The 21,977-nt window shown below is 63.0% G+C and carries 21 protein-coding genes and 1 riboswitch; of the genes, 16 read left to right on the top strand and 5 right to left on the bottom strand.

What is annotated here, in order from left to right:
• Positions 1-242: 242 nt before the first annotated feature.
• From NKI32_RS11575 to NKI32_RS11565, 3 genes are read left to right on the top strand one after another with little or no spacing between them, the layout of a single operon-like run.
• Positions 243-809: a sigma-70 family RNA polymerase sigma factor gene (locus tag NKI32_RS11575; RefSeq protein WP_023683483.1), complete on the top strand. Its 567-nt coding sequence runs from the start codon at positions 243-245 to the stop codon at positions 807-809.
• Between the two features lie 14 nt (positions 810-823).
• Positions 824-1,492, top strand: a complete 669-nt coding sequence (locus NKI32_RS11570; RefSeq protein WP_023690251.1) for a hypothetical protein — start codon at positions 824-826, stop codon at positions 1,490-1,492.
• Complete coding sequence (locus NKI32_RS11565) at positions 1,482-2,891, top strand: S8 family serine peptidase (protein WP_353002650.1); 1,410 nt, start codon at positions 1,482-1,484, stop codon at positions 2,889-2,891. Before NKI32_RS11570 ends, NKI32_RS11565 begins: the two co-directional genes overlap by 11 nt.
• Positions 2,892-2,916: 25 nt before the next feature.
• Here NKI32_RS11565 and NKI32_RS11560 read toward each other — a convergent pair whose 3' ends face one another.
• Positions 2,917-4,263 (bottom strand): NAD(P)/FAD-dependent oxidoreductase, encoded by a 1,347-nt coding sequence (locus tag NKI32_RS11560; RefSeq protein WP_352807313.1) that lies wholly within the window; start codon positions 4,261-4,263, stop codon positions 2,917-2,919.
• A gap of 166 nt (positions 4,264-4,429) precedes the next feature.
• A complete protein-coding gene (locus NKI32_RS11555) occupies positions 4,430-5,452 on the bottom strand; it encodes a substrate-binding domain-containing protein (RefSeq protein ID WP_023684299.1) in 1,023 nt (340 codons plus the stop codon).
• 364 nt (positions 5,453-5,816) lie between these two features.
• On the opposite strand from NKI32_RS11555, the gene NKI32_RS11550 reads away from it, so the two are divergent.
• From NKI32_RS11550 to NKI32_RS11530, 5 genes are all read left to right on the top strand, one after another.
• Positions 5,817-7,172, top strand: a complete 1,356-nt coding sequence (locus NKI32_RS11550; RefSeq protein WP_023668892.1) for an ABC transporter substrate-binding protein — start codon at positions 5,817-5,819, stop codon at positions 7,170-7,172.
• Between the two features lie 235 nt (positions 7,173-7,407).
• The gene (locus NKI32_RS11545) at positions 7,408-8,421 is read left to right on the top strand and encodes a carbohydrate ABC transporter permease (RefSeq protein ID WP_023668891.1); all 1,014 of its coding nucleotides are present in this window, start codon (positions 7,408-7,410) and stop codon (positions 8,419-8,421) included.
• A gap of 1 nt (position 8,422) precedes the next feature.
• A complete protein-coding gene (locus tag NKI32_RS11540) occupies positions 8,423-9,577 on the top strand; it encodes a carbohydrate ABC transporter permease (protein WP_023823864.1) in 1,155 nt (384 codons plus the stop codon).
• A 5-nt stretch (positions 9,578-9,582) separates the two neighbouring features.
• Positions 9,583-11,247, top strand: coding sequence for a beta-galactosidase BglA (bglA, locus tag NKI32_RS11535; RefSeq protein ID WP_353002649.1), 1,665 nt, complete (start codon positions 9,583-9,585; stop codon positions 11,245-11,247).
• Between the two features lie 66 nt (positions 11,248-11,313).
• Positions 11,314-12,426 (top strand): ABC transporter ATP-binding protein, encoded by a 1,113-nt coding sequence (locus NKI32_RS11530; RefSeq protein ID WP_023668888.1) that lies wholly within the window; start codon positions 11,314-11,316, stop codon positions 12,424-12,426.
• Between the two features lie 72 nt (positions 12,427-12,498).
• On the opposite strand, the gene NKI32_RS11525 is transcribed toward NKI32_RS11530, so the two are convergent.
• The 3 genes from NKI32_RS11525 to NKI32_RS11515 form a co-directional block, all read right to left on the bottom strand.
• Entirely contained in the window at positions 12,499-12,732 is a 234-nt protein-coding gene (locus NKI32_RS11525; protein WP_023715518.1) for a DUF680 domain-containing protein, read from the bottom strand.
• A gap of 71 nt (positions 12,733-12,803) precedes the next feature.
• Positions 12,804-13,007 (bottom strand): DUF680 domain-containing protein, encoded by a 204-nt coding sequence (locus NKI32_RS11520; RefSeq protein ID WP_023668886.1) that lies wholly within the window; start codon positions 13,005-13,007, stop codon positions 12,804-12,806.
• Positions 13,008-13,073: 66 nt separating this feature from the next.
• On the bottom strand, positions 13,074-13,280 hold the full coding sequence (locus tag NKI32_RS11515) for a DUF680 domain-containing protein (protein ID WP_023668885.1): 207 nt from the start codon (positions 13,278-13,280) through the stop codon (positions 13,074-13,076).
• Between the two features lie 500 nt (positions 13,281-13,780).
• Positions 13,781-13,982: riboswitch (cobalamin riboswitch) on the top strand.
• A gap of 117 nt (positions 13,983-14,099) precedes the next feature.
• Here NKI32_RS11515 and NKI32_RS11510 point away from each other — a divergent pair.
• From NKI32_RS11510 to NKI32_RS11475, 8 genes are all read left to right on the top strand, one after another.
• Positions 14,100-15,347, top strand: a complete 1,248-nt coding sequence (locus tag NKI32_RS11510; protein ID WP_023823862.1) for an aromatic ring-hydroxylating oxygenase subunit alpha — start codon at positions 14,100-14,102, stop codon at positions 15,345-15,347.
• A gap of 37 nt (positions 15,348-15,384) precedes the next feature.
• Positions 15,385-16,485: an FAD-binding oxidoreductase gene (locus NKI32_RS11505; RefSeq protein WP_023696904.1), complete on the top strand. Its 1,101-nt coding sequence runs from the start codon at positions 15,385-15,387 to the stop codon at positions 16,483-16,485.
• A 161-nt stretch (positions 16,486-16,646) separates the two neighbouring features.
• Positions 16,647-17,069: a PqqD family protein gene (locus NKI32_RS11500; RefSeq protein WP_023696905.1), complete on the top strand. Its 423-nt coding sequence runs from the start codon at positions 16,647-16,649 to the stop codon at positions 17,067-17,069.
• A 151-nt stretch (positions 17,070-17,220) separates the two neighbouring features.
• A complete protein-coding gene (locus NKI32_RS11495) occupies positions 17,221-18,270 on the top strand; it encodes a serine kinase (protein ID WP_353002648.1) in 1,050 nt (349 codons plus the stop codon).
• Entirely contained in the window at positions 18,267-19,010 is a 744-nt protein-coding gene (locus NKI32_RS11490) for a glycosyltransferase family 2 protein (RefSeq protein WP_023745157.1), read from the top strand. Before NKI32_RS11495 ends, NKI32_RS11490 begins: the two co-directional genes overlap by 4 nt.
• A gap of 33 nt (positions 19,011-19,043) precedes the next feature.
• Complete coding sequence (locus tag NKI32_RS11485; RefSeq protein ID WP_023684291.1) at positions 19,044-19,796, top strand: glycosyltransferase family 2 protein; 753 nt, start codon at positions 19,044-19,046, stop codon at positions 19,794-19,796.
• On the top strand, positions 19,781-20,473 hold the full coding sequence (locus tag NKI32_RS11480; RefSeq protein ID WP_245261955.1) for a glycosyltransferase family 2 protein: 693 nt from the start codon (positions 19,781-19,783) through the stop codon (positions 20,471-20,473). The genes NKI32_RS11485 and NKI32_RS11480 overlap by 16 nt, the downstream gene beginning before the upstream one ends.
• Complete coding sequence (locus NKI32_RS11475) at positions 20,473-21,939, top strand: nucleotidyltransferase family protein (RefSeq protein ID WP_023745159.1); 1,467 nt, start codon at positions 20,473-20,475, stop codon at positions 21,937-21,939. Before NKI32_RS11480 ends, NKI32_RS11475 begins: the two co-directional genes overlap by 1 nt.
• The last annotated feature ends 38 nt before the right edge of the window (positions 21,940-21,977 follow it).

Here is a 21,977-nt window from a genome sequence, read left to right as displayed (position 1 = left end):
AAACCATCGCCGGTCCTCCGGCGGACAAGAAAACTGTCACCCATGCTATCGGTCCATTCTGTTACCTATCTATCCGGTTCGGACACCGGGCACTTCTCCCCGTATAGTGACGGGGAGAAGGGAGACGCTCTGGCAACACTCCCTCTCTTCGGTTAGCTTCGCCAAAATTCCTTGGCGGAAGGATGAACCTTTTTGAACCTATCGGCGACAGAGCAGACAGGAGCCAGGCGGCTCGACCGGCCATGACGGCAGCGACCGAGACTGATCGCGCGCTTGTCGACCGGGTCGCGAAGGGCGACCGTGCCGCTGTTCGGCTGCTGTTCATGCGTCACCACGCGCGGGTCTACCGCTTCGTGGTGCGCCAGACGGGATCGGAAATGATGGCCGACGATATCGCAAACGAGGTCTTTCTCGAGCTGTGGCGCCAGGCGCCCGGTTTCGAAGGGCGCTCGGAAGTCTCGACATGGCTGCTCGGCATCGCCCGGTTCAAGGCGCTGTCGATGCTGCGCAAGAAAAAAGAAGACTGGATCGATGACGATGATGCGGCGCAGGTTCCCGATGGCGCCGACACGCCGGAAGTCGCCACCATGAAGGAAGACAAGGGCGCCGCCTTGCGGCGCTTCGTCGATGCCTTGCCGGAGGAACACCGCTCGGTGATCGACCTTGCCTATTACCATGGACAGTCGGTGACGGAGATCGGCGAGGTGCTCGGCATCCCGGTCGCCACTGTCAAGACCCGAATGTTCTACGCCCGCAAGAAACTCGGCGAAGCCCTCAAGGCCGCCGGTTACGACAGGGGGTGGCCATGAGCAATCCTGAAGACATGAGCGCCGCTGAAAAAATGTCGCGCCGTGACGAAATGGAAACGCTGCTGCCGTTCTACCTGAACGGCTCGCTGGAAGGCTCGGACCTCGAAGCCGTCGAGGAATGGCTGGCGTCCGATCCGGCGGCGACGGCGGCGCTTGGCGAGGCTGAGGCGGAATTCTCCGGCGCCACCGCCGCCAACGAGGCGATCCGGCCACCGGCCGATGCGCTCAGCCGCTTTGCCAGGGCGCTCGACGCCGAAGCCGGACCGGTCCGCGCTCCCGCGGGCCGTTCCTGGCTGGCGCAGGCACTCGGCCGTTTCATGGCGGTGCCGGTCGGTGTCGCCTGGGCGGCAGCGGCGGTGCTGCTGGCGTTGGTCGTGGTGCAGTCCTACGTGCAGACCGGCGGCAAGAGCCATGATTTCGAGATTGCCGGCGCCGAGGATGATCTGGCCAAACTGCCGTTCGCGCTGGTCAAGTTCAAGCCGGATGCGAAGATGTCCGACATCGCTGTTTTCCTCGACCAGAACGCGCTGAAGATCGCCGGCGGGCCGGCCGCCTCGGGCGTCTTCCGCATTGCCATCCCGGTCAAGACCGGAGCAGACTACACCAGGCTCGTCGGCCTTATTGCCGCCCAGCCGTTCGCGGAGACTGTGATCGAGGGAAGGAAACCGGTTGATGGCAGCTAGGGCGGTCATTCGATTTGCGGCGATCCTGGTGGCGGCGACGACAATCGTCGCCGTGCCGGCGTCGGCGCAGACCAATGATCCCAATGCCGGCCGGGCCGACTGCACCGACGCGGCCGGAGCGGCGGCTGCCGACTGCCCGAAAGACGGCAATGAGGCCAACGTCGGCGAACCAGGCGCAGTTACCCTTCCGGCCCTGATCGTCGACCTGTTTCCCAACCCACCGGTTCCCGAAGCGCCCGTGCCGACGCCACGGCCGTCAGCGCCGCCTGCCGACACGCAGGCCGGACCACCCGCCGGCGGGGCGATCGTTTCGCCGACCGATCTTGTCGCGACCGCGCCGCGCCGTGCCATCGCCGGCGAGTTCGTGCCCGACGAGGTGCTGGTGACCGTCGACGGCGATGCCGGCGCCGTCCAGCAGATCGCCGCCTCCTTCGGCCTTGAAGTGCGCTCGCAGCGCCAGTCGCGGCTGCTCGGCACCACACTGGTGCGCTTCGGCATTCCCGACGGCCGCCCGGTCGGCGCCGTGCTGGCGCAGCTGGCCGCCGATGGCCGCACCCTGCGGCGCGAGCCAAACCATATCTATTCGCTGCAGCAGGCGGCCGGCATCGTCAACTATGCCTTCGAGCGCATTCAGCTCGACAACAAGCAAGCCAGTGGCGAAAACGTGCGCATCGCCGTCATCGACACCGGCATAGACGACACCAATCCGGCGCTGTCCGGCGTCATTGCCGACCAGTTCGACGCCATGCCCAACGTGCCGGTCGAAAAGCGTGACCACGGTACCTCGGTCGACGGGCTGATCGCCGGCGTCGGCGCGCTCGAAGGCATGGCGCCCGGCGCCAGGATCTATCACGCCCGCGCCTTCGAGGACGGCAGGTCGACCATGGATGTCATCCTGTCGGCTCTCGACTGGGCGGCGGACCAGAATGTCAGCATCATCAATATGAGTTTCGTCGGCCCCAAGAACGATCTGCTCGCCACCGCCTGCCGCAATGCGCGCGGGCTCGGCATCATCCTGGTCGCTGCTGCCGGCAACAACGGGCCGAAAGCGCCCTATGGCTACCCCGCCGCCTATGACGGCGTGATCGCGGTCACCGCCACCGACGCCAAGGACGGGCTGATGCAGCAGGCCAATCGCGGCGCTTATGTCTTCATCTCGGCGCCCGGCGTCGAGATGGTGGCGCCGAGCGGCGCCGGCTCTGACGTCGTCACCGGCACCTCATTTGCCGCCGCGATCGTGTCCGGCGCAATCGCCAACCTGATCCACGCCTCACCCGAGCGCTCGGCTGACGATATCGAAAAGGCGCTGGCCGCCACCGCCAGGGATCTCGGTCCGAAGGGACGGGACAATGATTTCGGTTATGGGCTGCTGGATACGAAGGCGGCGGCGAACAAGTAAACCGGGCGAAATTCGCGCCACCAATTCAGAGCGCCGGGCCCAGCCGGACAGGGCTGCCATCATAGAAGCGCGACAGCCGGAAGCGGCTGAGGTCGTGCCCGGTCTGGTTTCCCTGGATCAGGTCGGCAACGACGCGGCCTATGCCAGGCCCGATGCCGAAGCCGTGACCGCTCATTCCCGTCGCGACGAAAAGACCGCCGACGGCCTGCACATGATCCACGATGGGGACGACGTCCGGCATGGCGTCGATCATGCCGCCCCAGCCTGCCTTCAGGCGAACTGTTTCGAGCTGTGGAAAAAGACGTCCGAAATTGCGTTCTATGGAACGCAGACCGGCTCGTTCAGGGGGCGGGTTCAGCACCCGCATTTTTTCGAAAGGACTGACGGAATCCGGCGCCCAATCGCGCGGCGTCGACCAGGCGTCAGGGTAGCCTGACGGGGCGAACGGAAAGTAGCGTGTCCCGAACGGATTGTCCCTGAGGGCGGGAAGGTAATTGGTGGCGTGCCGGAATGCGTCTGGCCCCAGGTAAAGCAAATGGCTGCCGCCCGCGGCGAGCGTATATCCGCCATCGTGCCTGCGCCGGAACGCGATGTGTTCGTCGGCGGCCGCACCTGCATAGACCTCAGGCATGGGCTCCGTTGCGGCTGCGGTTACTCTGACGCTGAGCTGGGGGATGGAGATGCCGTGTCTGCGCAAGAACAGAGATGACCAGGCGCCGCCGGCGACCAGCACGCTGGAGGCCTCGACATACGCCGCCTCGGTCCACACGCCCTTGATCTTGCCGCCTGAGATTTCGAGGGTTCGCGCCGCACAATTCTCGACGATTTTGACGCCTTTTCGCGCGGCGAGCCGGGCAAGTGCGGGCACCGCCAGCCAAGGCTCCGCCCGCATGTCGGAGGGCGTCGTCATCGCGCCCTTGAATTTGCGCGACATGCCTTTGATGAGTGCCGCGGTTTCGTCTGCATCCAGGAGACGGGTGTCGAGCGCATGCGTCGCAGCGATCTTCATGAATGCTTCGAAGCCGGCCATGTCCTTGTCGGTCTTCGCCAGGTAGGTCACACCTGTCTGGGTCAGGCCGATGTCCTCGCCGCATTCCTCAGCCAGTTGCCGCCACAGGCGAATAGCCTCTATGACGATGGGCAACTCGTCGGCGTCGCGTCCCTGCTTTCGGATCCAGCCCCAATTGCGGGACGACTGTTCGGCCGCAATGCGTCCTTTTTCCAGCAGCGTCACCGGGATGTTCCGCTGTGCCAGGAAAAGCGCCGTCGTCACACCGATGATGCCGCCACCGACAATGACCACCTCCGACGTTTTCGGCGGTGGGCCAGGATGCCGGATTGGATCCGTTTCGGAGAACGGGAATATGGGCAAGTGGCGCACCCTGAGGACTGGTTGATGGCTCTGGCTTACTGGTTGCCACCCACTCGAAGCCAAATCAAGGACAGGTCCAGGCAGACCGTTGTCCCAACGAAGTCAATCTATCTGCGGGCAACATCCACATGGGTGAACTTGCCCAGCGGAGCAATTGGATTAATCCCTAAACCGGCGCGCCGGCGACCGAGCCTCTCACCACCAGGTCGACAGGCCAGACCTCGCCCCGCGCCCCTTCTTCCAAGCCGGAAATGCGCGCTGCCAGGCGTTCGGCGATGCGGGCGCCGGCGAGGCGGATCGACGAGCGCGTCGTCGACAGCGGCACGGAAAAATTCTCCGGCTTCAGCCATGGAAAGACGTCGTCATGGGCAATCAACGACAGGTCGCCGGGAATGGTCAGGCCAAGGTCGCGCACCGCGCGCACGACGCCGAGCGACATGATCAGGCTGGAGCAGGCGATCGCCGTCGGCCGCTCGCTCTGTTCGAGCAGGCGCCTGGCGGCGCGGTAGCCGTTCTCCTCGGTCATGGTGAGTGAACAGACATGGCGCTCGCCGAGCGTCAGGCCGCTCGCGGCCAGCGCCCTGCGCATGCCGCGCTCGCGGTGGATGGCGAAGGTCTCGCGGTCGTCGCCATTGATCAGCGCCAGCCGCCGGTGGCCGAGCTGAACCAGCAGCCGGGCGGCGTCGTGGAAGCCGCCCTCATTGTCGATGTCGGTGAAGGGGTAGTCGAAATCGAAGCCTTCGCTGCGGCCATGGACGATGAAGGGAATGCCGAGCGTGTTGACCAGCGCCACCCGCCGGTCGGCCGGGCGCGGCGAGGAGATGTAGACGGCGTCGACCTGGCGGTTGGCAACGATGCGGCGATAGGTGGTTTCCTGGTCGTCGGCATCGGCCGGCGACAGCACCAGGTCGAGCTCGTGCGAGCGGGCATAGTCGCCGAGACCCGACAGGAACTCGACGAAATGCGGGTCGATGTCGACGGAGGCGCCCGTCGGCAGCACATACCCGATCATGCCCGTCTTGCCGGTCGCCAGCCGGCGCGCGCTCGGGTTGGGCCGGTAGCCGTGGCGCTTGGCGGCATCCACCACACGCCGGCGGGTTTCCTCGTTGACCTCGGGATAGCCGTTTAGCGCACGGCTTACCGTTGTCTGCGACAGGGCCAGCATATGAGAGAGCTGCTTCAGGTTCACTGGGAGGCCTCCAAGCCTCAAAGCGCTTTTGATTTTGAAGCCAGGCGGCGCCACAACGGGCGCGGCCAAGCTGGTCGACCATACGCACTGGTCCGGCCAGTTTGAAGCTTAATACGCTGCTGCACCGCCGTAAAACTATGCTGCAGTGCACTTTACCAAGTCTTCCAGCTCGAAATTAAATCGATTAGCTCACCGCCCTCTTGACTTGCAGCCGATTCAATGGCGAGATCAAAAAGACCAAAGCGCTTTGGAAGACTCTTCGAAAGGTTGCGGTTCCTTTCTGAACGAGTCACAGTCCTGCAGCGTCGGCGGGCGGAATGGAGGTTCCGTCCGGGTGTATGTGTCCACACTGGGAGGAATACCGATGAAGAAGATGCTTCTGCTTGGCGCAGCGTTTGCCACGCTCGCCTTGTCCCTGCCGGCGCAAGCCGAACTGAAGTTCAAGCCCGGGGAAGACAAGCGCTTCAACTGGGCCAATTACGAAGAACTGAAGAAGGTCGATCTCAAGGGCGAGACACTGACCATCTTCGGGCCCTGGCGCGGCGAGGACGAAGGCCTCATCCGCACTGTTCTCGAATATTTTCAGGAAGCCACCGGCGCCGAGATCAAATACTCCTCGTCGGAAAATTACGAACAGCAGATCGTCATCGATACCCAGGCCGGCAGCCCGCCCAATATCGCCGTACTGCCGCAGCCGGGCCTGATCCAGGATCTGGCGTCCAAGGGCCTTTTGACGCCGCTGGGCGACGACACCGCCAAATGGATCAAGGACAATTACGGCGCCGGCCAGTCATGGGTCGATCTCGGCACCTTCAAGGACAAGGACGGCAAGCCGGGCTTCTTCGCCTTCCCCTACAAGGCCGACGTGAAATCGCTGGTCTGGTATTCGCCCGACAATTTCGAGGAAGCCGGCTACAAGGTTCCCAAGACCCAGGAAGAGCTCGCCGACCTCGAGAAGAAGATCATCGCCGACGGCGGCACGCCGTGGTGCATCGGCCTCGGCTCAGGCGGCGCTACCGGCTGGCCGGCGACCGACTGGGTCGAAGACATCATGCTGCGCACCCAGGCGCCCGACGTGTATGACAAGTGGGTAAAGAACGAGATCCCGTTCAACGATCCGGCGGTGGTCAACGCCATCGACATTTTCGGCAAGATCGCGACCGACGACAAGATGGTCGACGGTGGGGCCAAGGCGGTTGCCGCGACCGACTTCCGCGACAGCCCGAAGGGCCTCTTCTCGGTGCCGCCGAAATGCTACCTGCACCATCAGGCATCGTTCATCCCGACCTTCTTCCCGGAAGGCACAAAGGTTGGACAGGACGCCGACTTCTTTTACTTCCCGCCCTATGCATCCAAGCCCGAGCTGGGCACGCCTGTGCTCGGCGCCGGCACGCTGGCCATGATCACCAAGGATTCGAAGGGTGCACGCGCGTTCATCGAATTCCTGAAAATGCCGCTGGCACATGAAATCTGGATGGCCCAGGGCGGCTTCGTCACGCCGCTCAAGTCGGTCAACAAGGATGCCTATGCCAGCGACGCGCTGAAGAAGCAGGGCGATATCCTCGCCAATGCCTCGACCTTCCGCTTCGACGGTTCGGACCTGATGCCGGGCAAGATCGGCGCCGGCGCCTTCTGGACCGGCATGATCGATCTGGTCGGCGGCAAGTCGGCGCAGGATGTCGCCACCGACATCCAGAAGAGCTGGGACGCTATCAAGTAGTCAGCTGGCAAGCAGTCAGCTGGCAAGTAACCACTGCCAAGTAATCAGCCGCTTTGGCGGCAAATTCAGGACTTCCTCCACAGACTGGGTCCGGGCCGCTATGGCCCGGATCCGACCGGCGCCTTACGCCGGACCGATTTGCGTTCGTTCGTTTCAGAATAACTTAAATCGGCGCAGAGCCACATCGCCAGGGCTGTTCAAGGCCCGGCCGATCATGCGCAGGGAAGAGGGACCCATGGCTGCTCAGATCTTATCGGCCATTTTTGTCATCATCATCGGCGTCGGCGGCTGCGTCGCCTATTTCTGGGGCGCCAACAAGCTGGTCGACCTGATATTCCCGTCGCGCGGCGTGGCCGGGGCTGCGGCCATCGACAATCTGCGCCGGCAAGGACTGGTCCGTCCGTGGCTGTTCGTCGGCCCGGCGATGATCATCCTCACCGTCTACCTGATCTATCCGGTGGTGGCGACGCTCTGGCTGTCCTTCCTCGACCGCGGCGGCCAGCATTTTGTCGGCTTCGCCAACTATGAATGGGCGTTCGGCGACCGCGAGTTCCGCAACTCGATCCTGAATAACATCATCTGGCTGGCGGTGGTGCCCGCCGCCTGCACCTTTCTAGGGTTGATAATCGCCGTGCTCACGGACAAGATCTGGTGGGGCACAATCGCCAAGAGCCTGATCTTCCTGCCGCTGGCGATCTCCTTCGTCGGCGCCAGCGTGATCTGGAAATTCATCTACGAATATCGCGGCGAGGGCCAGACGCAGATCGGCCTGCTCAACGCCATCATCCAGTATTTCGGCGGCCAGCCGCAGGTCTGGATATCGCTGCCGTTCTGGAACAATTTCTTCCTGATGATCATCCTGATCTGGATCCAGACCGGCTTTGCCATGGTCATCCTGTCTTCGGCGTTGCGCGGCATCCCCGAAGAGACGCTTGAAGCCGCGGTCATCGACGGCGCCAATCCGTTCCAGATCTTCTGGAAGATCATGGTGCCGCAGATCTGGGGCACCATCGCCGTGGTCTGGACGACGATCACCATCCTGGTGCTGAAAGTGTTCGACATCGTGCTGACCATGACCAATGGCCAGTGGAACAGCCAGGTGCTGGCCAATCTGATGTTCGACTGGATGTTCCGCGGCGGCGGCGATTTCGGCCGCGGCGCCACCATCGCCATCATCATCATGATCGCGGTCATCCCGATCATGGTCTGGAACATCCGCCAGGCGAACAAAGAGACGGGAGGACATTGAGATGGCCGTCGCGACCGGGAAGTCCTTTGCCAGCCGCTTCGGCGTCCACATCGCCGTGCTCCTCTTCGTCGCCATCTGGACCGTGCCGACGCTCGGCATCCTGGTCTCGTCGCTGCGCGACAAGGACCAGATCATCGCCTCGGGCTGGTGGAACTCGTTCTCCAGCTCCAGCCAGACTGAAGCTGGCCGCCTGCCGCCGGCCTCGGCGCAGGTCGAGAAGGACGGCAAGTTCGTGCTTGCCGGCAACATCTTCGGCGACGGTGCTGCGCGCAACATCAGCGCCTTCGGCGTCAAGTCGGCGGCACCGACGCAATATCCGGCCGGCACCACTGCCGATCTCGGCGACGGCGTGACCTTGCAGCTCAATGCCGACGGCACGTTCGTCATGAGTTCGCCCAAGGCTTTCGAAGGCGACCGTGGCCAGCGCGTCTATTACGCCTCGTCGGCGCCACCGAAATTCACCACCGACAATTACAAGACCGTGCTGTTTTCGGAGGGCATCGGCCGCTCGTTCATAAACTCGCTGACCGTTACCATCCCGGCGACGGTCATCCCGATCCTGATCGCCGCCTTCGCCGCTTATGCATTGGCCTGGATGCGTTTTCCCGGCCGCGCCTTGCTGATCGCCACCATCATCGGCCTGCTGGTCGTGCCGCTGCAGATGTCCTTGATCCCGCTTTTGAAAATCTACAACGGCGTCGGCATCTTCTTCGGTGTGCCGTCGAAAACCTATCTCGGCATCTGGCTGGCGCATACCGGCTTCGGCCTGCCCTTCGCCATCTATCTCCTGCGCAGCTATATTGCCGGCCTGCCGCGCGAGATCATGGAATCGGCGCGCATCGACGGCGCCAGCGATTTCGAAATCTTCGTCAAGATCGTGCTGCCGCTGTCCTTCCCGGTGCTGGCGTCCTTTGCGATCTTCCAGTTCCTGTGGGTGTGGAACGACTTATTGGTGGCAATGGTTTTCCTCGGTACCGAAGGGGATCAGATCGTGCTGACCGCGAAGCTCAACGCACTGCTCGGCTCGCGCGGCGGCGACTGGGAAATCCTGACGACATCGGCCTTCGTCACCATTATCGTGCCGCTGATCGTGTTCTTCTCGCTGCAGCGCTATTTCGTCCGCGGGCTGCTGGCCGGCTCGGTCAAAGGAGGTTGAGACTTATGCAAGCCGCTTTGAAGGCGACCTCGAAGCCCGATCTCGCCGTCGGTCGCGACTGGTGGCGGGGCGCGGTGATCTACCAGATATATCCGCGCTCCTATCAGGACTCCAATGGCGACGGCATCGGCGACCTCAAGGGCATCATCCGCAGGCTGCCCTACATCGCCTCGCTCGGCGTCGACGCCATCTGGATTTCGCCCTTCTTCAAGTCGCCGATGAAGGATTTCGGCTACGATGTGTCGGACTATTGCGACGTCGACCCGATGTTCGGGACGCTCGCCGATTTCGACGCGCTGGTTGCGGAAGCCCATCACCTCGGCCTCAAGGTGATGATCGACGAGGTGCTGTCGCACACCGCCGACAACCATCCATGGTTCAAGGAGAGCCGCGCCAGCCGCGGCAATCCGAAGGCCGACTGGTATGTCTGGGCCGACGCCAGGCCGGACGGCACGCCGCCCAACAACTGGCTGTCGATCTTCGGCGGCTCGGCCTGGCAGTGGGACACCAGCCGCCAGCAATATTATCTGCATAATTTCCTGTCCGAGCAGCCGGACCTCAACTTCCACAATCTGGAAGTCCAGGACGCGCTGCTCGACGTCACCCGCTTCTGGCTGGAGCGCGGCGTCGACGGCTTCCGCCTCGACACCATCAATTTCTATTTCCACAGCCAGGGGCTGGAGAACAATCCGCCGCTGCCGCCCGAAGAGCGCAACGACCAGACAGCACCCGCGGTCAATCCCTACAACTACCAGGACCATATCTACGACAAGAGCCGGCCGGAAAACCTTGCCTTCCTCGAACGGTTCCGGGCGCTGCTCGACGAATATCCGGCAACCGCCGCAGTCGGCGAAGTCGGCGATTCGCAACGCGGGCTGGAAGTGGTCGCCGCCTACACCGCCGGCGGCAAACGCGTCCACATGTGCTATTCCTTCGATTTCCTGGCGCCGGAAAAGATCAGCGCCGCCAAGGTGCGCCAGGTGCTGGAAGCCTTCGGCAAGGTCGCCAGCGACGGCTGGTCGTGCTGGGCATTTTCCAACCACGACGTGATGCGTCCGGCCTCGCGCTGGGCCGCCGACGAGGCCGACCCGGCTGCCTATCTGAAGGTTATCTCGGCGCTGCTGATGTCGCTGCGCGGTTCGGTCTGCCTCTATCAGGGAGAGGAGCTTGGGCTGGGCGAAGCCGAGTTGCAGTTCGAGGATCTGCAGGACCCCTACGGCATTCGCTTCTGGCCAGAATTCAAGGGCCGCGACGGCTGCCGCACGCCGATGGTGTGGGATGCAACCGCAAGCAATGCCGGCTTTTCGACGGCCAAGCCCTGGCTGCCGGTGCCGGGCAAGCATTTGTCGCAAGCGGTCAATATTCAGCAGGGCGACGCGGCCTCGCTGCTCGAGCACTACCGGCGCTTTCTCGGTTTCCGCCGCCAGCATCCGGCCCTGGCCAAGGGCGACATCGAGTTCATCGAAAGCGAGGGCGACACCGTCGCCTTCACCCGCCGTGAGGGCAATGAGCAGATCGTCTGCGTCTTCAATCTGGCCAGCAAGCCGGCCGAGGTCGATCTCGGTGGTCAGGCGCTGCTGCCATTGGCCGGGCACGGTTTTTCGGGACAATCCGGCACAGGTTCCATCCGCCTCGGCGGCTACGGCGCCTGGTTCGGGCGCATCGACTGAGTTTTTGACGAAACTGGATTTTTTGAGGAAATCCAGGTTCTCTAGGGAAATCACTGGGAGGAAATTATGGCCGATGTCACGCTGAGACAGGTGAAGAAATCATACGGCAATCTGCACATTCTCCACGGCATCGACCTCGACATAAAGTCGGGCGAGTTCATCGTCTTCGTCGGCCCGTCGGGTTGCGGCAAGTCGACCTTGCTGCGGTCCATCGCCGGGCTTGAGGAGATCACCTCCGGCGAGCTGAAGATCGCCGGCGAGGTGGTGAACGACGTGCCGCCTTCCAAGCGCGGCATTGCCATGGTGTTCCAGTCCTATGCGCTCTATCCGCACATGACCGTCTACGACAACATGGCCTTCTCGATGAAGATCGGCAAGGAAAGCAAGGCCGAGATCGACAAGCGGGTGCGGCAGGCAGCGGAGATCCTGCAGCTGACCAAATATCTCGACCGTCTGCCCAAGGCCATGTCGGGCGGCCAGCGCCAGCGCGTCGCCATCGGCCGGGCCATCGTGCGCAACCCGAAAGTGTTCCTGTTCGACGAGCCGCTGTCGAACCTCGACGCGGCGCTGCGCGTCGCCACCCGCATCGAGATCGCCAAGCTGAAGGAATCGATGCCTGCCACGACGATGATCTACGTCACCCACGATCAGGTCGAGGCGATGACGCTGGCTGACCGCATCGTCGTGCTGAAGGATGGCCATATCGAGCAGGTCGGCACGCCGATGGACCTCTACAAGAAGCCCGGCAATCTGTTCGTTGCCCAGTTCATCGGCTCGCCGGCCATGAACATCCTGCCGGCGACAATCGACAGGACGGGCAACCCGACAATCGTCAGCCATGTCGGCGGCCGCAAGGCAACGGTGCCGATCGCAACGCCGGCGTCAGCAAAGGGTGCGGCAGTCAGCTTCGGCGTGCGGCCGGAGGATCTGTCGGCCGCCACCGGCGCGGAATATCTTTTCGAGGGCGTGGTGGACTATGTCGAGCAACTCGGCGAGGTGCAGCTTGTCTATGTCGATATCGGCCGCGCTGACCTGCCGTTGGTGACCAAGCTGCCCGGCAATGTCGAGGTCAAGCGCGGGGCAAAGCTGCGACTGACCGCGGATGCCGGGGACCTGCACATCTTCGACGCCGATGGGCACTCCTTCTCGCTCAAGCCGGTGGAAGTGAAGGCGGCTTGAGATAGCTGCGTCGTACAGGCATGAAAAAAGAGCGGCGGGCCAGGCCCGCCGCTCTTTTTTAAGCTTCGGCTGTTAGTTGTTGCCGAACCGATCCCTGTCGCTGCTCTGAGGAACGAACTTCTGTTGGTCGTTCGACGAGTTCAGCAGCTTGTAGACCGCCGAGTTGGTGCCGGTCGACGAAGTGCGGGTGGTGTCGACGGCAGCGGCCGGCTGGTTGGCGCCATTGGAGCCATAATTGTCGCTGCCGGCAAAGGCAGCGCTCGAAACAGCCAGAACGGCTGCGGTGGCAAGAACAATCTTCTTCATTTTAGTCTCCTGAATTTTTCTGATGCCGCCAGCTGCAGCGGATAAGCCCGCCACGTGCTGGAAACCGGCTTTTAGCGGCCGAAAAGGTTACGGTCGGCACCGTGGGCAGGCGCCTGCTCGGCTGGAGCCGACTTCTCAACCGAAGCCGTATGGCCACTATCGGTCGACGTAATCGCAGGCTGGTTGGCGCCGTTCGAACCGTAGTTGTCGCTGCCGGCGAAAGCGCTGCCGGAGATGGCCAAAACGGCGGCGGCAGCAAGGATGATCTTTTTCATTTCAAATACTCCTGAATTTTTTGGGATCCCGAGAGCGACGGGTTAGCCGCCCTTCTTTGGTCGGGATCAGCGATTGCCGTAGAGGTCGCGGTCGGCGCCCTGAACGACAGGCTGCTTGTCAGCGTGCGCCGGCTTCTGAATGGAAGCCGTATACGAGCTGTCGACCGAGACGGCTGGCTGGTTCGCACCATTGGAACCGTAATTGTCGCTACCGGCGAAGGCGCTGCCGGTGATCGCCAAAACGGCTGCGGCAGTGAGGATGATCTTTTTCATTTTTAGTACTCCAGTTTGTCTGTCCGTCTAGCGGCGTGTCTTGGGAGGAATTCGCGTCGTTCGGACAGCCCCGATGTGGGAAAGCCATAGGCTGGTTTCCAATCACGAAGTTGTTCCGTGTGGACCACGGTCCTGCACCTTGAAATTGTGCCAGGAAGTTCCTCTATGGTCATTTATCGCATTGTTTTCAGTTGCTTATGTCGAACCGAGTGGTTCGCTCCGGTGTCGGTTTCCGGGCCGTCGTTCACACCGTCCTGCACGCATTGTCAACAGAAACGAACCGTTCGGTTCGATTAGAGATTGCTAATAGTAACTTTTCGATACCGTTGAGCCCTTTTTGCCCCCGATCGGAACTGGATCCGCAGCGATTCGAAACGGCGATGATGGCGTCGCAAGAAACGTCTCAGCTCTTTGACCGGCGGCGGGGGGCGTATGCCGCGCGTGTCGCGCCGCATGGATATGATGTCGCTTTCATGCCGACGTCGCGATCGCTGCCGTGATTAGATGATCGCATCTCAGGTGCCGCTTCGTGACGACGCAGCGGAGAATTGGGAAGCCGGTCAGAATCCGGCGCTGCCCCCGCAACGGTGGTGGAGTTGAAGTCGCAACGGGAGACCACTGGGCAAGAGCCTGGGAAGGTGTCGCGATGGTCCGCAAGGACAACTCCAGAGCCCGGAAACCAGCCCGAGATGCATAGACTCGACTGATCGCGGTGGGCGGTCAAGAGGTGGATAGTGCATGTCCGGCGCCGCGCTGGCCTGCGTCCGATCCTTCCTCCATCACCACCAAGTTCAGTCCTTAACCCACGAGGACAGAACTATGGATACGCGCAACGACATGCTGAGGCTCCTGAACGGCCGCAAGCAAGGCTTTTCGCTGGAACAGCCCTTCTACACCGACCCGGACTATTTCAAGCTCGACATGGAGCTTATCTGGTATCGCGACTGGCTGTTCATCGGCCATGATTGCGAACTGCCGAAGCCCGGCAGCTATATCACCGTGCAGATCGGCGATTATCCGGTGGTGCTGGTCCGCGACCAGAAGGGCAACATCAACGCCTTTCACAATTCCTGCCGCCATCGCGGCAGCCGTGTCTGCAACACTGAGAAGGGCATGGCGGCAAAGCTTGTCTGCCCCTATCACCAGTGGACCTACGAGCTTGACGGCCGGCTGCTGTTTGCCCGCCAGATGGCCGACGGTTTCGACAAGAGCCAGTTCGGCCTGAAGCCCGTCGCCTGCGAGAGCGTCGGCGGCTATATCTTCATCTGCCTGGCAAAAGAACCTGCCGACTTTGCGCCGATGCGCGCCATGATAGAGCCCTACCTCAAGCCGCACGGGCTGAATGAAGCCAAGGTCGCCTTCGAGAGCACCATCATCGAGAAGGGCAACTGGAAGCTGGTCTGGGAAAACAACCGCGAATGCTATCACTGCGCCGGCAATCATCCAGAGCTGTGCAAGACATTCCCCGAAGCGCCGACGGTGACCGGCGTGCAGGGCGCCGACAGCGATCCGGAGATGCTGGCGCACTGGGCGAAATGCGAGGCGGCGGGCCTGCCGAGCAAGTTCCGCATCGATCCGGCCGGGCAATACCGCGCCACCCGCGCGCCGCTGCTGCGCGATGCCGTCAGCTACACGATGTCGGGAAAGCGCGCGGTGACGAAGAACCTGTCCGACACTGTTGCCGCCGACCGCATCGGCACCTTGATGCACTACCACTATCCGACGACCTGGAACCACATCCTGATCGACCATGCGGTCACCTTCCGGGTGCTGCCGATCAGCGCCACGCAAACCGCGGTGACGACCAAGTGGCTGGTGCACAAGGATGCGGTCGAGGGCGTCGACTACAACCTTGAGGAGCTCACCCATGTCTGGACCGAGACCAACGACCAGGACCGCCGCATCGTCGAGGAAAACGCCTTCGGCATCCTGTCGCCGGCCTATGAGCCCGGCCCCTATTCGGAGCTGCATGAGGGCGGCGTGATCCAGTTCGTCGAATGGTACGCGGCCTTCATCGGCCCGCGCCTTGCCGAAGGCGGCCGGCCGGCGCTGCGCAGCGTCGCGTGAACTGGAGCAGGCGAAGAGGGACCAGAGGATGAATGCGATGACGGATCTTGGGCTCTATCGCCATCTCGACCAGATGGCGCCGTGGAACGATAGGCTGCAGGTGCTGGAAGTGATCGGCGTCAGCGACGAGGCGCCCGACGTCAAGACCTTCACCTTCCGCTCCGACAACCAGACCTGGTTCCGCTACAAGCCGGGCCAGTTCCTGACGCTGGAACTGCCGACACCGGACGGGCCGCTGATGCGCACCTATACGCTGTCGTCGTCGCCATCGCGGCCGTTTTCGATCGCGGTGACGGTCAAGGCGCAGGCCGGCAGCATCGGCACGCGCTGGATGTTCGACCATCTGGTGCCCGGTTCGCATGTCAAGGCCTACGGACCGGCCGGCGACTTCTCGTTGCACAGCCACCCGGCGGCCAAATACCTGTTCATTTCCGCCGGCTCCGGCGTGACGCCGATGATGTCGATGCTGCGCTGGCTGAACGACTGCGCGCCATGGACCGATGTCGGTTTCGTCAACTGCGCGCGGCGTGCCGAAGAGATCATCTTCCGCAAGGAACTCGAACTGCTCGGCGGCCATATGCCCGGCCTGTCGCTCGGCTTCATGATCGAGGAACGTTCCAGCCGCGAAGGCTGGTACGGCCATATGGGCCGCATCGATGCGATCCGGCTGCCCTTGCTGGCTCCGGACTTCCGCGAGCGCGAAATCTTCTGCTGCGGCCCCGATCCGTTCATGCGCGCCGTGCGCGGCATGCTGGATGCCGCCGGCTTCGACATGACGAAATACCATCAGGAGAGCTTTGCCGCGCCTGTGGTGGAGGAAATTCCGGCGCCGTTTGCCTCCCCGGTCGAGGACGGCATCGCTGCACCTGTCGAAGCCGTGACGCCGATCCGCTTCTCGCTTTCGGAGGTCGACGCCGGCTGCGTCGCCGGCCAGACCGTGCTGCAGACCGCGCGCAGCTCGGGCGTGCGGATTCCCGCCGCCTGCGAGTTCGGCCTGTGCGGCACCTGCAAGGTGAAGAAGGTCTCCGGCGAAGTCGAGATGAGCCACAATGGCGGCATCCTCGACCACGAGATCGATGACGGTTTTATCCTTGCCTGCTGCTCGAAACCATTGTCGGCGCTCGAAATCGAGGCTTGAGCCGGTCGACTTCGCCGCAACGGTCGCCGACGCAGGCGTTGTATTCGCGGGTCTTTGTCTTGCCAACCAACGGCCAAGTGATTTAGACGCACTTAGGAAGGGCTTGGCAGACCGTGAAGCCGGCGCATCCCTTCAGGGCGCATGGGACGGGGGACAGAGCGATGCAACAGCGGGTCTACGCGGTCGCAAGCAAGGACATCGTTTTCGAATCATTCGATGGCGAAGCCGTCGTTCTCGATCTTTCGAACGGCAAGTATTTCGGCTTTTCCGATTCCGGCAGCCGGGTCTGGCAGGCTTTGTCGTCCGGCGTCGCCACTGAAGCGCTGGTCGGAGCTGCCGCGGGCGCCGCAAAAATAAGCCTGGCCGACCTCGAAAGCTTCGTTGCCCGACTGCTCGATTTCGGGTTGCTTGCGCCAGCCGAAACACCGGCACAACCGCTTTCGGGCGAGCTGTCGTCTGCGCTTGCTGCCAGCAATGAGCCGCTCAAGGTCGATGTCCATGACGACCTTGCCGATCTCATCATTGTCGACCCGATCCATGAGGTCGAGGAACCTCTCGGCTGGCCGGCGGTGAAACAGGCATAATCGTTTCCCTAAAGCGCGTCGCGTTTGAAGGACTCAGGCGACGCGGTTTAGATCTTTTATTTTATGCATGTCGTCGTCTCAAAACCGGGGCCACCCCGAGCGACATGCATCAGGCGACCCGGCGCAATTCTGGACGCTGAACAACCAACACATGCCTTTGATCACGCTGCAAACCCTGCCGGATTATGCCCGCCATGTGCTGGCGGCCGCGGAAAGCGCCGCCGCATTCTATCCCGTTACCGCCAGCGTGCGGTTGCCGGGACTGGAGCTGAGTGTCCACCTCGACCATGGCACGCTGGCGGAAGCCATGAGCCATGCCTTCATACCGGCCCCGGAAAATCCGTCTGCATCTGACGGCTGCCGCATTTTCGTCGCCCACCCGGGCATCGATGGCGTCCTCGCCCCGGCCACCTGGGGCCGAGGCGATTACAACCATCATGCCTTTGCCAACCGGCTGGAAGAGGCCGGATTGCGCGGCAGCTACTATCATGACCTCGATTTCTGGCAGTTCCATGACCCGCAACGCCATGTCGGGGCGCAGCTGATGATGGCGGCCGAGGCCTTTCCGCCATGGGAACAGGCGGCGCCGCTGCGCGCCTTCCTGCATTGGGAATATGCGGCGCGCGGCATGCGGCTTACCCATGCCGGCACGCTGGGCATCGATGGCAAGGGCGTGTTGCTGGCGGGCTCCGGGGGAGCCGGAAAATCGGGAACAGTCGTCGCCGGCCTGCTCAATGGGCTCGATAGCGTCGGCGACGACTATGTGCTGATCGACCGGACCCGGGGGGTGACGGCCTATCCGCTGTTTGCCACGCTCAAGCAGGATCCGGAGGGCTTCAAGCGGCTGAAGCTGGAGGAGCGGCTAAAGTCGTACCAACCGCTGAACTGGCAAGGCAAGCATGCCTTTCACATCAACGAGATCGCGCCTCGACCAACTCCTCCAAGTCTGGACATTATTGCTTTGATAGTGCCCCATATCAGGGGAGGTGCGAGAAGCTCGGTCATGCCCATATCGCGCAAGGATGCCATGATCGCCCTGGCGCCGTCAGGAATCGTGCAGATGCCGGGCGAGCGGGAAGCGGGCTTTCGCTTTTTCAGCGAGCTTACCCGCGATCTGCCATGCTACCGGCTGTCGCTGGGGACCGAGCCGCGCGAGATCGCCGGCACGATTGCGGATTTCGTCCTTCGGGGCTCCGCATGAAGTTGAGCGTCATCGTGCCGGTCTGCAATCGGGAGATCTATGTCGTTTCGACGTTGCGGTCCCTGCTCAGGCAACGCGACGATGCCGATCTCGATATCATCGTTGTCGACGATGGCTCGACGGACAGCTCCGTTGAAGCAGTCCGCGCCATCATGCGGGAAGCGTCGTGCATCCGCCTGTTCCAGCAGGCAAACCAGGGCGTGGCCAACGCGCGCAACACAGGGCTGAGGCAGTTGCTGCCGCAAACCGAACTGGTGTCGTTCCTGGATTCGGACGACGTCTCGCCGGCTGGACGATTCAAGGCTGGCCTACCCCTGTTCGCGGCCGACCCTGCGCTCGAGCTGACCTACTCGCTGATGACGCGCGTCGATCTCATGGACGACGAAGCCCTGCAGCCGGCACGGGGCGGCGCAGGTCCCACCGTGCGCGGCGTCAGCCTTAGCGCCGGGATATTCCGCAGGGCACTCATCGACCGTACAGGTGCTTTCGACGAGGAGTTCCGGCAGGGCGAAGACGCCGACTATCTGCTGCGCATTTTCGAAACCAGCCCAAAGCACATTTTTCCCGACACCGTCGCGGTATACTACCGGCGCCACCCCGGCAATTTGACCAAGCAAAGGGATGTGGCGGTGCGCGAATATCTACGTGTAATTCAGAAATCCTTGCGGCGGCGCAAGGCCGATCCGTCGCGGCGCCCGGTCGAGGGGCTTTTCGAGATCAAGCGCCCGGCAGAGTGGTGAAAGAATGAACAGATCACAGCCTGGAATGCGTGCGTGAAGCTGAGCGTGATCATGCCGGTCTACAACCGCGAACGCCATGTCGGCTCGGCGCTGCGCTCGCTGCTGAGGCAGCGCGATGCCGCCGATCTCGACATCATCGTTATCGATGACGGTTCGACCGACAGTTCGGTGGCGGTCGTGCGCTCGCTGATCGCGGAGGCGCCGTGCATTCGCCTTTTCCAGCAGCAGAATGCCGGGGTGACGCGGGCACGCAACGCGGGCTTGCGGCAATTGCTGCCGCAGACCGGGCTGGTATCGTTTCTCGATTCCGACGACATTTCCCCGCCGGGCCGCTTCAAGGCGGATCTGGCCTGTTTCGACGCAGACCCCACCCTCGAGCTCACCTATTCGCGCATGACGCTGGTCGACGACATAGATGACGATACGCTGGAGCCGACAGCCGACAGCCACTCGGTGACGGTTCGCGGCATTCACCTGTCTCCCGCTATCTTCGTCCGGCGGTTGGTCGAACGCATCGGCAGCTTCGACGAGGATTTCCACCAGGCCGAGGACACCGACTATCTGCTGCGCACTTTCGAAAGCGGGCCGAAATTCACGATGCCCGACACTGTTGCGCTCTATTACCGGCGCCATCCCGGCAACATGACCAGGCAGGCCGATGTTCCTTTTCGCGAATTCATGCGCGCCGTCTACAAGTCGATGAAACGGCGCGAGGCCGACCGCTCCTTGCACCCTGTCGACGGCATCTTCGATTTCAAGGAACTTGCGAATTGGCGTTTCCTGTGATGGCCAGCTACGGCGTCGTCATTCCGGCCTTCAACGCGACCGCCACCATCGCCGAGACGCTGCGATCGGTCGCGGCCCAGACGGTCCAGCCCGACGCCATAATCGTAGTCGATGACGGCTCGACCGACGATACGGTCGCGGTGGTCAATGCGCTGGGCATGCCGGTGCGGGTGTTGCGCCAGGACAATGCCGGACCAGGCAGCGCCACCACCAGGGGCATCGCCGCGCTGGCGACGCCCTTCGTCGCCACGCTCGATGCGGACGATCTGTGGCTGCCGACCAAGATCGAAAGGCAGCTGGAGCATTTCGAGCGGTTTCCCGCGACGGCAGGCGTCTTTGCCCACTGGCGGACGTTTCGCGATGACAAGCCCGATGTGCAACAGGACGTGGCGGTGGCGGGCTGGTCGCGCACGACGATGATGATCCGCCGGGAGGTGGCCGAGGCCGTCGGTCCGATCATCGACCCGCAAGGCGGTCGCGGCGACATGGTCGACTGGATCGCCCGTGCCCGTGAGGCGGGCTTTGCGCTTGCCATGCTCGACGATGTCCTGACCTTGCGCCGCATCCGGCCCGACAGCATGTCCTATGGACGCGACCCCGTGCGCGACCGCGGTTATGTCGAAGTCGTAAGGCTGGCCATGCAAAGGCGAGCAGCGAAAAAGGCGAGCGCCGACTGATGGCCAATGCCATGCGCCGTATCGGCCGTCGGTTTCCGGACTATGGTTGGTCATGGCCCACTGGCGGCCTAGACCAGTTGCTGAAGGCCGCATTGCTCCCCGATGAAGAGGCGGCCGGGGGCTATGCGGCGCGCTGGCTCGATGAGAACGACATCGACCATGCTGCCTTCCGAGAGCATCGGCTGCTGGCCGCGATCTCCGACAAGTTCGGCCGCAAGCTCGCTGGGCATCCGGCCTATCCACGTCTTGTCGGCCTGCAAAAGATGCTGTGGACCAAATCGCGGCTGGCTGCGCGCGAGGCCGAGCCGGCGCTACAGGCCATGATCGACGCCGGCTGCGCGGTGATGCTTATCAAAGGCGCCAGCCGCATCGCCGTCAACGCGTCGGCGCAGCGCGGCCGGGTGGCGCATGACATCGACATGCTGGTGCGCCCGCAGGCCATGATTGCCGCCTTCGATGTGCTTAGCGAACGCGACTGGCAGATCGCCACCGGCGTCAGTCCGCAATATCTGCGCACCAGGCTGGCGTCCTTGCGTTCGATGAATTTTTTCAAGGGCAGTTTCGGCGACATCGACCTGCACCAGCTCGCTTATGACGGGTCGCAGCAAAGCGCGGAAGATGATCTGGCGATCTGGCAGCGGGCGCTGTCAGCCGATTTCAATGGCGTCCGCGTGCTTGTTCCCTCTCCGGCCGACCGCATGGCGCTCGCCATCGCACATGGCGGCCTCGATGCCCACACCCACAGCGACTGGCTGGTCGACTGTGCGGTCGCCATCGAGAGTGGCGCAGTCGACTGGGGCGTGTTCGCCGACGTCGTCGCCAAGCGGGGCCTCGCCGTCGCCGCGGCGGTGGCGCTCTCCTATCTCTGCCTGGAGATCGGCATCGCGGTGCCGGAGGCCGAACTTGCAAAGACGATTGAGTTGGCCGACCGCGCCGGCCTGTCGCGCTGGTCCTCGGTGCTGCAGGCCAAGCCGCGCACCGATTTCGGCGGCCTCGTTTGGCTGTCGCGAGGCTTTGCCAAGCAGTTGCGCCTCAAACGCAAGAAGGGCCGCCTGCAGCAGCCGACGCCCGCCGTCTGGCGCGGCAGGCCGACATTGCGCAAGGCAAGAGCGACGCCGGAACCGTTCGCGCTTTCCCAGCCCCTGCCGCGTCCGGACAGGACTGGAGAGATGGTGCTGGACGTCACCGTCAGGATCGTCGTTCCACCAATCCGGCGCCGCATCGAGATGGAAATCAATGCCGGCGGCGGCCATGTCGCCCGCCTGCGTTCCATGGTGATCAGCCGCGCCGGCGGCGGACGTGTGCTGCGCTTTCGCGGCAAGGTAACGGTGGACGACACCGGCCGGCCTCTGGTGATCGAGGCACGGCCATCGCGCCAGTTCCGCAACTGGGACAATGAGGCCGAAGTCGCCGCCTATGGCGCGCTGCCGTTCCAATTGCTGTCGGCAAGGTTTTCACCCACCTGAGAGCGGGTGGCTGTTTCCATGAAACGGTGAACCACTGT

It is taken from the genome of Mesorhizobium sp. M0761, from assembly GCF_040320205.1.
Classification (GTDB): domain Bacteria; phylum Pseudomonadota; class Alphaproteobacteria; order Rhizobiales; family Rhizobiaceae; genus Mesorhizobium.
This window is presented reverse-complemented; position numbering and strand designations above follow the sequence as displayed.

Bases quoted from the DNA above. Each gene is read 5' to 3' on its own strand.
- bglA (WP_353002649.1), top strand. From the start codon at position 9,583: ATGCAAGCCGCTTTGAAGGCGACCTCGAAGCCCGATCTCGCCGTCGGT.
- NKI32_RS11540 (WP_023823864.1), top strand. From the start codon at position 8,423: ATGGCCGTCGCGACCGGGAAGTCCTTTGCCAGCCGCTTCGGCGTCCAC.
- NKI32_RS11545 (WP_023668891.1), top strand. From the start codon at position 7,408: ATGGCTGCTCAGATCTTATCGGCCATTTTTGTCATCATCATCGGCGTC.
- NKI32_RS11575 (WP_023683483.1), top strand. From the start codon at position 243: ATGACGGCAGCGACCGAGACTGATCGCGCGCTTGTCGACCGGGTCGCG.
- NKI32_RS11530 (WP_023668888.1), top strand. From the start codon at position 11,314: ATGGCCGATGTCACGCTGAGACAGGTGAAGAAATCATACGGCAATCTG.
- NKI32_RS11500 (WP_023696905.1), top strand. From the start codon at position 16,647: ATGCAACAGCGGGTCTACGCGGTCGCAAGCAAGGACATCGTTTTCGAA.
- NKI32_RS11565 (WP_353002650.1), top strand. From the start codon at position 1,482: ATGGCAGCTAGGGCGGTCATTCGATTTGCGGCGATCCTGGTGGCGGCG.
- NKI32_RS11510 (WP_023823862.1), top strand. From the start codon at position 14,100: ATGGATACGCGCAACGACATGCTGAGGCTCCTGAACGGCCGCAAGCAA.
- NKI32_RS11525 (WP_023715518.1), bottom strand. From the start codon at position 12,732: ATGAAGAAGATTGTTCTTGCCACCGCAGCCGTTCTGGCTGTTTCGAGC.
- NKI32_RS11570 (WP_023690251.1), top strand. From the start codon at position 824: ATGAGCGCCGCTGAAAAAATGTCGCGCCGTGACGAAATGGAAACGCTG.
- NKI32_RS11495 (WP_353002648.1), top strand. From the start codon at position 17,221: ATGCCTTTGATCACGCTGCAAACCCTGCCGGATTATGCCCGCCATGTG.
- NKI32_RS11550 (WP_023668892.1), top strand. From the start codon at position 5,817: ATGAAGAAGATGCTTCTGCTTGGCGCAGCGTTTGCCACGCTCGCCTTG.
- NKI32_RS11520 (WP_023668886.1), bottom strand. From the start codon at position 13,007: ATGAAAAAGATCATCCTTGCTGCCGCCGCCGTTTTGGCCATCTCCGGC.
- NKI32_RS11505 (WP_023696904.1), top strand. From the start codon at position 15,385: ATGACGGATCTTGGGCTCTATCGCCATCTCGACCAGATGGCGCCGTGG.
- NKI32_RS11490 (WP_023745157.1), top strand. From the start codon at position 18,267: ATGAAGTTGAGCGTCATCGTGCCGGTCTGCAATCGGGAGATCTATGTC.
- NKI32_RS11475 (WP_023745159.1), top strand. From the start codon at position 20,473: ATGGCCAATGCCATGCGCCGTATCGGCCGTCGGTTTCCGGACTATGGT.
- NKI32_RS11515 (WP_023668885.1), bottom strand. From the start codon at position 13,280: ATGAAAAAGATCATCCTCACTGCCGCAGCCGTTTTGGCGATCACCGGC.